The 9,315-nt window shown below is 60.4% G+C and carries 6 protein-coding genes and 2 pseudogenes; 4 read left to right on the forward strand and 4 right to left on the reverse strand.

Annotation, left to right across the window (positions count from 1 at the left end):
* Nucleotides 1-1,224 (forward strand): prolyl oligopeptidase family serine peptidase (locus tag ACLFKU_RS41565; RefSeq protein WP_410853101.1); only part of this gene is annotated, 1,224 nt, incomplete at its 5' end.
* A 531-nt stretch (nt 1,225-1,755) separates the two neighbouring features.
* Here the strand turns inward: ACLFKU_RS41565 and ACLFKU_RS41570 are convergent.
* The 3 genes from ACLFKU_RS41570 to ACLFKU_RS41580 form a co-directional block, all read right to left on the reverse strand.
* Entirely contained in the window at nt 1,756-2,220 is a 465-nt protein-coding gene (locus ACLFKU_RS41570) for a transposase (protein WP_410853102.1), read from the reverse strand.
* Nucleotides 2,217-2,765: a transposase gene (locus ACLFKU_RS41575; RefSeq protein WP_410853103.1), complete on the reverse strand. Its 549-nt coding sequence runs from the start codon at nt 2,763-2,765 to the stop codon at nt 2,217-2,219. The genes ACLFKU_RS41570 and ACLFKU_RS41575 overlap by 4 nt, the downstream gene beginning before the upstream one ends.
* Nucleotides 2,766-2,894: 129 nt before the next feature.
* Complete coding sequence (locus ACLFKU_RS41580; RefSeq protein ID WP_410853104.1) at nt 2,895-3,965, reverse strand: LacI family DNA-binding transcriptional regulator; 1,071 nt, start codon at nt 3,963-3,965, stop codon at nt 2,895-2,897.
* 213 nt (nt 3,966-4,178) lie between these two features.
* On the opposite strand from ACLFKU_RS41580, the gene ACLFKU_RS41585 reads away from it, so the two are divergent.
* Nucleotides 4,179-5,111 (forward strand): IS5 family transposase, encoded by a 933-nt coding sequence (locus ACLFKU_RS41585; RefSeq protein WP_410853105.1) that lies wholly within the window; start codon nt 4,179-4,181, stop codon nt 5,109-5,111.
* 709 nt (nt 5,112-5,820) lie between these two features.
* On the opposite strand, the pseudogene ACLFKU_RS41590 reads toward ACLFKU_RS41585, so the two are convergent.
* A pseudogene (locus tag ACLFKU_RS41590) lies at nt 5,821-6,324 on the reverse strand (transposase); the annotation flags it as partial.
* Between the two features lie 484 nt (nt 6,325-6,808).
* Here ACLFKU_RS41590 and gspD point away from each other — a divergent pair.
* Nucleotides 6,809-9,124: a type II secretion system secretin GspD gene (gene gspD / locus ACLFKU_RS41595; protein ID WP_410853106.1), complete on the forward strand. Its 2,316-nt coding sequence runs from the start codon at nt 6,809-6,811 to the stop codon at nt 9,122-9,124.
* 5 nt (nt 9,125-9,129) lie between these two features.
* A pseudogene (locus ACLFKU_RS41600) lies at nt 9,130-9,315 on the forward strand (type II secretion system protein GspE); the annotation flags it as partial.

The raw sequence follows: 9,315 nt of genomic DNA on the forward strand, positions 1-9,315 counted from the left end.
AATGTTAATGATGGAGAGGAAATTATCTGGGCATCCGAGCGCGATGGATTTGAACATCTGTACCTCTTTAATGGCCGTACCGGTGTTTTAGAAAACCAAATCACCAAAGGTGACTGGATTGTCCGCGGGGTGGCCCACATCGATCCAGTCAGAAGGGAAATCTGGTTTGAAGCAAGCGGAATGAATTTCGGTGAGGACCCATATTTCGTTCATGCCTACCGAATTGGCTTCGACGGAAAGGGGCTGACATCACTTACGCCAGAACCGGCCAATCATCACATCGAGTTTTCTCCGGACGGTAGATTCTACGTCGACCTCTGGTCGCGTATCGACCTTCCCCCACGCATGGCGCTTTTCCGATCTAGCGACAACGCTAAACTGATGCAGATCGAGAGCACCGACCTCTCCCAACTCGAATCTAATGGATGGAGAGCACCAATCAATTTTGTTGCCAAAGGGCGCGATGGTAAGACCGATATTTGGGGAATCATTCATCTACCAGATAGATTCGATCCACATCTGAAGTATCCTGTGGTGGAGCATATATATGCCGGCCCGCAAGGCTCTCACGTCCCAAAGTCATTCACAACCACAACAGAGCCCCTTACCCAGTTGGGTTTTATCGTTGTGCAAATCGACGGAATGGGCACTAACAACCGTTCACGCCTTTTCCATGACGTCGCGTGGAAGAATCTGAAAGATGCAGGCCTTCCCGATCGCATTCTGTGGCATAAGGCGGCTGCCTCTCTATATCCCTGGTACGACATCTCGAATTTGGGAATCTTCGGTACATCAGCTGGCGGCCAGAACGCCATGAATGCACTGCTATTCCATTCGGACTTCTATAAGGTTGCGGTAGCCAACAGCGGCTGCTATGACAACCGTATGGACAAGATATGGTGGAACGAACAGTGGATGGGCTGGCCCGTCGGCATTGAATACTCACAGTCCTCCGCCATCGACAATGCCGACAATCTGCACGGCAAACTTATGCTTGTTGTGGGCGAAATGGACCACAATGTCGATCCGGCCTCCACCTTTGCGCTCGCCGACAGTCTCATTAAGGCGGGAAAGGAATTCGAAATGGTCTATGTGCCCGGTGCTGATCATGGAGCCCCCGGTATCTTCACCGAGCGTAAGCTCATGGATTTCTTCGTTCGCAATGTTTTCGGGCAAGATCCGCCTAATTGGAATGCCACATCGACGCATTTTCCGTCGAGTTGATTTCCCTTTATACTGATCGCCGTGACATTGAGTTCTTAGGATTTTTCTATAGTCACATTCAATCGTTTACGTTGGGCTCAGGACTGCTATTGTTTGCCTTCGTTGAACGCAAGCCCGCAAGATTCGTGTGGGAGACCGGCGCAGTGTCATCGCCGGTCGCTGAGCGTCGCCGTCGTTCAGGCGCTACGCCGAAAGCAGTGGGGTCAATGCCGTTGCGCGTTGGCGATCGTACTCGCTCTGGCGCTTGAAAATTTCTCGCCTCAGCGGTCGTGGACCTGAGGATTGAAAGTGGCACGGCCATTGGGATGCCAACGAGATCATTCGCTTGTAGGGGTTATAAGCTGGAACCGCCGATTTTTTCGAAATTCTTCCAATTCAATAGTCGGCCCTGAACAATTGATTCTTCGATGCACCCGCATCAGGCCGGCGCAATGCTGCGGTCGAGCAAAGCAGCAAGAACGTATGCAAAAAAAAGCCGCAGCTTCCTGGCTTTGTTCAGCAGGGCATGGCTGCAGTTGGTTGCAGACGCAACTAGGCATTTTTGACGCAAACGGCCTTGCCGAAGCTGTTCCACAAATTCACGAGGTTCGCGATAATCACGCCCTCGCGCTGCTGAGATTCGGTTTTGCGCGTCAGTAGCCGCGCACCGATGCAACGCTTGATTCGCGAGATCTGCGCCTCGACCAGCGCACGCTGGCCATACCCGTATTTGTTGCGGAACGCATGGATGCCCTTGTCCTTGATGTACCGAACGAGATGGTCGTGCCAGCGCGTCGCCGGCTGATTGTGAACGACCGCATTGGCCGGTGGGGGAATCACCGGCAGCACGCCGCAGGCTGACCACGCCTCGGTCTCCGCAATACTGTAGTACGCGGCGTCGGCGATCACGCAGTCGGCGATCACGCAGTCGACGTTCGCGTCGACTGCCAGCATCGCATTCAGGCTCGCCTCGTCGGAGACGTTGTCCTCGGTAATCGCGATCCGGTGGACATTCATCTCCGGTCGATCGACAGATGCATCTTGCGCCACGGCGTCTGGCTCGCGTCGCGCCCGTACTTTTGCCGATGCCATTCGCTGGCCCGGCCAAAGTTCATGCCGCTGCTGTCGACGATCAGGCTGATGGCTTCGCCGTTGCGCAGGCGTTCGGCCACGCGAGCGCAGCGTTGCTTGACCTGAACCTCGAGCGTACGGAACCGCTCGCTCAGAAGCCCGAAACTCGGTACCCCGATGTCGAGTCCGCGCAGCGCCCAGAATTCGTGCATGTGGCCGGTGATCTGCCGCATGCCCCAGCCGAACAGCCGGTAGAAGATGAAGATCGGTTCGAGGTACGCATCGCTGTACGTCCGGGACTGACCCGACACGCCCTTCTGGTAGGGCGTGTCGTTGATGAACAGCGCCTTCAGGTCTCCGTCGGGACAATACAGGCTGAGTTGCCCGCGCCGCTTCAGGCTTTCGTTGTACTCGTGCGCGTTTGTTACCGCATAGCCCGGCTTCGCTCGTTTGCGCGGTTCGCCCGTCTTCAGTCTTGTCTTGTAAGGCATGAAAGCTCGCTCGTCGGATAGATCACCGGACTCTTTCTACCCGACCCGCGGCCGCCGCGCAAGCGGCCCTCTTGAACAAAGCCTGTCGATGTGAAGCCTTTCAGCTCGTCGAAACGCCGAGGATCGGGTTCACCTCGCAAGGTGGTCGACCAGATAAGGGCTTCGGCGCAGGTTGGCCGAGCAGAAAATGCGGAACTCGACGGGCCCGGGAGGCGCGGGCGCGTCCACCACGCCGCACGCATTGAGCGCATGCTGCAATGCTGAGATCACCTGCCCGTCAGGGTCCTGGTCGATGGCGATATCCATCGTGCCTTGCTCAATGTATTGCCTGTGGCGGTCGAGCATTTCATGGCCGACCCACACCGTCTTGCCCGCCGCGCCCACCCTGCGCAACGCCGCTTCGATCCCTTCCGATCCGTATCCGCTGTTGTAGATGCCGACCACGTTGCTGCGCTTGAGTGCGTTCAGTACGGCACGATGGCAACGGTCTGGGTCATCCAGCGTTTCCATCTCTTCGTGTTCGCAGACGAGGTGCGGAAACGACTCGACCAGCGTCGCGCGGCATCCGCTGATCCGGTCGACGTGCGCGCGGTAGTCCTTGTGCGAGCAAAGCAGCAGCACGCGACCGGGCTGCGTCGCGAGCCGTCCTACGAAATACCCAGCCGTGCGGCCTGCGCTTGCATTGTCGATACCGGCGTAATGCAAACGGCCGATGTCGGCGATATCGGTCACCATCGTGACCGCGGGGACGCCCTGGGCGATCACTGCGCGCAGCGCATCGCGCACCGCGGGTGTGTCGTGCGTCGTGACGATCAGCCCGGCACGCTTGTGATTCGGTCGAAGGATCGCATGCGTGATGACTTCGTCGTCGGCCTCCGGAACGATTTGCCGATGCAGGACGATTCTCCGATCGAGCATTTGCATCGACCGTTGCAGCGCGAGATTAATCCGCTGAAAGAGGGGCGTGTCGTTGCGCGGGATCAGCACGTCGATATGCAGGAGTCCGTGCCTTGGATTGGGCAGCACGCGAGGCACGCCGAGTTCGCGTGCGGCCGCCACAACGCGTGCCCGCATCGCGGCGGACACGCTGCCCCGTTCGTTCAGCACGCGGTCCACCGTTGCGGGGCTCACGCCAGCGGCTTCGGCGATATCGAGGAAGCGGGGCCCGCGCTTGCGGCGTGGTGAGGTTGGGTTTTGCATGACCCTGTATCCATGTTTTGCGTGTATGGCTGCGCTGTCGCAGCGTCCGGCCTTTGCTCATTGCAGCATGTCGGCTTTGTCCGGATGGGGGTATTGCAAAGATGGTGCGGGTTGTGTAGAAGCGCAACATCATGAAGCCAGCGTTGAATAATGCCATATAAAGCCAGACTAAAGACGGGTGAACCGCGCAAGCGCAAGAAGCCGGGGTACCGGGTGACGAACGCGCGGGCGTATAACCAGAGCCTGAGAAAGGGCGGCATGATCAGCCTGTATGTGCCGGGCGGCGATCTGAAGGCGCAGCTTATCAACGCAAAGATCCGTACGCCGGGCGTGTCGGGGCGTGAGCCGACCTACACCACGGCGTACATCGAGCTGATCTTTACCTTCTACCGGCTGTTCGGTTGGGGGATGGGGCAGATCACCGGCTATATGGAGGACTACTGGAAGACTCGCGGGCTGGACATCCCGGTGCCCAGCGCCAGTCAGCTGGGCGAACGGTTCGCTTCACTGGAGGTGAGCGTCACGCAGCGTTGCGAACAGCTGGCCCGACGTCTCGCGCGCGGCGGGACGATCAGTCTCATGGTCGACAGCACGGGATTGAGCTTTGGGCGGGCGAGCCAGTGGTACGAGGCAAAGTACGCCCAGAAGGCCGCGCGCACGCCGTGGCGCAAGATGCATCTGTCGATCGACGCTGACATGAACGTACACGCGATCCGCATCACCACTACAGAAGTATCGGACAGCGAACGAATGGACGCCGTGCTGCCCGCTGACGTGCCGATGGATCGGGTGATTGCCGATGGCGCGTACTACAGCATCGAGCGTACCGAAGCGCTTTCAGGCGCGGGCGTGACGCCCGTCATCCCACCGCCAGCTCACGCTGTCGTACACGGCGAGGGGCGAACCCGCCGGCATGACCAGATCGTCAGATACGTCGAGGACAAAGGCATCTATGCATTTCACAAGAAATACGGCTACGGTGTGCGCTCGCTGGTCGAGGCACAGATCTCGCGCATCAAGCGCTGCATCGGCGAGCGCCTGCTGACGCAGGGGCTTGCGTCGCAGGAAGGTGAAGGCGTAATCATCGCCAACCTGCTGAACCGGTGGAACGCCTTCGGCAAACCGATTTGCGTCAAAAATGCATAGTCGCGTCCATAGCACGGGAACTTGTACCCATCCGGACAAAGCGCGTTGCGCAGCAGGTACTGGAATGCTCCTTTTTCAACTGCCTTGGAACGGCCACGCGATTGCCGGCCATCTCGCGCTTACAGGACGATTGACGATATTTCATCAACGTTTCCGTTGATCCGACCGAGCCCGGCGCTTAACTTCGGGGTCGTGCCGTTGGCGATAACCGATCGATACGGAGTCAGGATGGCGCAACGACTGCTGGGGTTCGCCTTCGCTGGAAGAAGCATCTTCGCGGGCGGATCGCAAAAATAAACCGTTTAGAGCATATGTCCATAACCAATAACTACGAGAATTCGGCGGATACCGCCTGCATCGATCCCAAACTAACGCTCAGATACACGGGTGCGCTATGCGCGCAAGGTAAGTCAGCACAGGCGAAGTCAATGTGCCGTGCAATTTTCGCCGCCGACCCAACTCGTGCCGATGCGCTTACTCTTCTCGCGACGATTGCCTTCCCGATGAAGGAACTACCGGTTTGCCCTTCCCCTTCCGTCGCCCCGCCGCCTTGCGTGCGCGGTACCTTTCGTGTTCGCCGCCGCTGCGGGGCATGCGACGACCGACTGGGTCGACACACCCACACGAAGGCCTTTCTGACCGGCCCGCAGCTGATGGCGCGCAACGCGGTGCCATTGCTCGAACTGGCCGACGGCGAGATCACGGACATCGTCCTCGGTCATCCGCGGGGAGCCATAGGCGCCTTTGACCTCGGCATGGATAGACCGGATCAGGGCGAGCAACTGTGCATCCGTGAGGCGCTTGCGCCCGGGCGTGCCGCCGCGCTTCCACGCCCGATAGCCATTCAGGCTGACCGACAGGACCCCGCACAGCGCCGACAGCGGATAGTGACGGCGATGCGAATCAATCCAGGCGTACTTCACAGGAGGTCCTTCGCGAAGGACGCCGCCGCTTTTTTTGCGATTTCAAGTTCCATCTGCAGGCGCTTGTTCTCGGCCCGCAAGCGTGACAGTTCCATCTGCTCCGGCGTGACAACCTTTGTCCCCGGGCCGTTGAGCGTGCCTGCCTCATCGGCCTTGACCCAGTTGCGCAATGACTGGTGTGAAATCCCCAGCTTTCGAGCGACGACCCGCGCGCTTTGCCCGTCTTTCACTCGCTGCACCGCGAGCGCCCTGAACTCCGCGGTGTATGCCTGCTTCGGTATTTTGAACATCGATTCTTTCCTTCCTTCGGGTCGAGTTTACACACGACCTGCTGGAAGGCGAAATTTCGAGGGAAGCTCATCATCGCCAACCTGCTGAACCGGTGGAACGCCTTCGGCAAACCGATTTGCGTCAAAAATGCATAGTCGCGTCCATAGCACGGGAACTTATACCCATCCGGACAAAGCCCATCGGCAGCAGCGCATTCCAAGGCGGTCTTACTCCCTATGCCACGAAACTAGGCGTCTAATCTGGTGCTGCGGGCACGCATCGCACTTGAGCGTCTTCGACCCGGGCGACGGTAGCCAATTGCAGGTTTTGACTCTGCAGCCGTCATTGGCAAACGACCGATTCTACCTGACCGGGAAGGACCGAGAGGTAAGCTGCGCTGTTTTCTGGCAGTCCTCCCAGCAAATCATGTAAGGGTAAACCTGCCGTTTCGTTGCTCTCACATGGAATGTGACCAGAACCATACACATTTGGATGGCAAATACTATGGCTTTATCTCGCGTCGCAACCGCATTGCTGCTGGCTGCACGGATCACCGCGCAAACTGCACACGCGCTCGTGTCCGAAAATTCGGTGCCTCAGGATCAGGCGCTCAAAACCCTGCAGTCCGCGCTGCGGATGCAGGGTTTCGCGCCCGTGCAGGATCATGGCGTGCTGAAAGTGGTGCCCGAGGCCGACGCCAAGCTGCAAGGCGTGCCGACCTACGTCGGCAACGCGCCGACTGCGCGCGGCGACCAGATCGTCACGCAGGTCTTCGCGCTGAGGAATGAGTTGGCCAACAATCTGCTGCCCGTACTGCGTTCGCTGGTCTCGCCGAACAACACGGTCGCGGCCTACCCCGCCAAAAATACGATTGTCGTCACCGACTACGCCGACAACGTGCGGCGCATCGCCCGGATCATCGCCGATTTCGATAGCGCGGCCGCCCAGGGGTTTGCAGTCGTGCCGCTGAAGAACGCGAACGCGATCGACATCGCGCAGCAGATGAACAGGATGCTCGATCCGGGCTCGATCGGCAGCACGGACGCGACGCTCAAGGTGTCGATCTCGTCCGATCCGCGCACCAACTCGCTGCTGATGCGCGCGTCGAACACCGCACGCCTCGCGGCGGCCAAGGAACTCGCGAAGCAGCTCGACATGCCGACCACGATGCCGGGCAACATCCACGTCGTGCCGCTACGCAATGCCGACGCGACGAAGCTCGCGCGCACGCTGCGCAGCATGCTCGGGAAGGACGGCGACGAGGGTTCGTCAGGCGGTTCGAACGATGCAAACTCGTTCAATCAGAACAGCACTGGCGGCGGTCTGTCGAACAGCAGCAGCTCGACGGGTACGTCGGGCTCGCCGCCGTTGCAGTCGGGCGGCCTCGGCAGCGGCTCGATGAACTCTCCGATGGGCGGCGGCGCTTCGGGCTCGAACAGTAATAGCGGCGGCTTTCTCGGCGGCGATAAGGACAAGGACAAGGACAAGGAGGAGCACCAGGACCAGGGCGGCGGCATGATCACCGCCGATCCCACGACCAACTCGCTGATCATTACCGCGCCCGAAGCGATGTACCGGAACTTGCGCGCGGTGATCGACCAGCTCGATGCGCGTCGCGCGCGGGTCTATATCGATGCACTGATCGTCGAGCTCAACTCGAATACGAGCGGCAATCTCGGCATTCAGTGGCAGGTCGCGAACGACAACCTGTTTGACGGTACTAACCTCGCGGCTGGCACGGGCAACAGCATCATCAACCTGACGCCGGCCGCGGCCGCTGGCGCCGGAAAGGGTCTGCTCACGGCTCCCGCCACGAGCGCAGCGCCTGGTCTGGCCACGGCTCCCGCCTCCAGCGCAGCGCCTGTCCAGCAGGGTCCGAACATCGGCTGGCTTCACAACACGTTCGGCGTGCAGGGTCTCGGCGGTCTGCTGCAGGCGCTGTCGCAGACCGCCGATGCGAACGTGCTGTCCACGCCGAACCTGATCACGCTCGACAACGAAGAGGCGAAGATCATCGTCGGTAACAACGTGCCGATCCAGACCGGTTCCGACTCGAACCTGACGAGCGGCACGACCAGCGCGGCGTTCAACACGTTCGACCGCGCCGACATCGGTCTGACGCTGCACGTGAAGCCGCAGATCACCGACGGCGGCACCCTGAAGCTGCAGCTCTACACGGAAGGCTTGGCGATCGTGGACGGCACGAACAACGCGGCGACGAACCCGGCGGGCCCGGAATTCACGAAGCGTTCGATCCAGTCGACCGTGCTGTGCGATAACGGCGAGATCATCGTGCTCGGCGGCCTGATGCAGGACAACTACCCGGTCAGCAACAGCAAGGTGCCGCTGCTCGGCGACATTCCGTGGCTGGGCCAGTTGTTCCGCTCCGAGCAGAAGACGCGCAACAAGACTAACCTGATGGTGTTCCTGCGCCCGGTGATCCTGAGCGACCGCGACACCACGCAGGCCGTCACGGCGAACCGCTATGACTACATTCAGGGTGTGCAGGGCGCGTACCGTTCGGACAACAACATCATGAGGGATCGCGACGATCCGGTCGTGCCGCCGATGCCGCTCGGCCCGAGCCAGGGCGGGGTGCCGGCGCTGAATCTGTTCGAGCTGAATCAAATGCGCCGCCAGCAGATGATGCCGCAACAGGTGCCTCAGCAGGTACCGCCGCAGGCCGTGCCGCAAGCTGGCGCGCAGACCACCACCGAACCCGTGCCGCAGACGATGCCGCAAACCATGCCGCAACCGGCCGTCGTCGAGCCGGCAAGCGGCCCGGTGTCGAGCACGGTGTCGCCGGGAGCGCGTCCGTGACGCAGATGCCCGCGCAAACCGCGCCCTCGCAACGTCCGCTGAACGGCGATGCCGCGGCCGGCGAGCGCGCAGCGGCCAGATCCTGGTCGCGCATCAGCATGCCGATAGCCTCGAAGTCTGGATCAGCGAGCGCACGAGCGAAGCCGCGCTTGCCGAAATCGCGCGCAACTACGGCGTGGTGTCGGTCGTGC

It is taken from the genome of Paraburkholderia sp. EG304 (assembly GCF_046543485.1).
GTDB lineage: Bacteria > Pseudomonadota > Gammaproteobacteria > Burkholderiales > Burkholderiaceae > Paraburkholderia > Paraburkholderia youngii.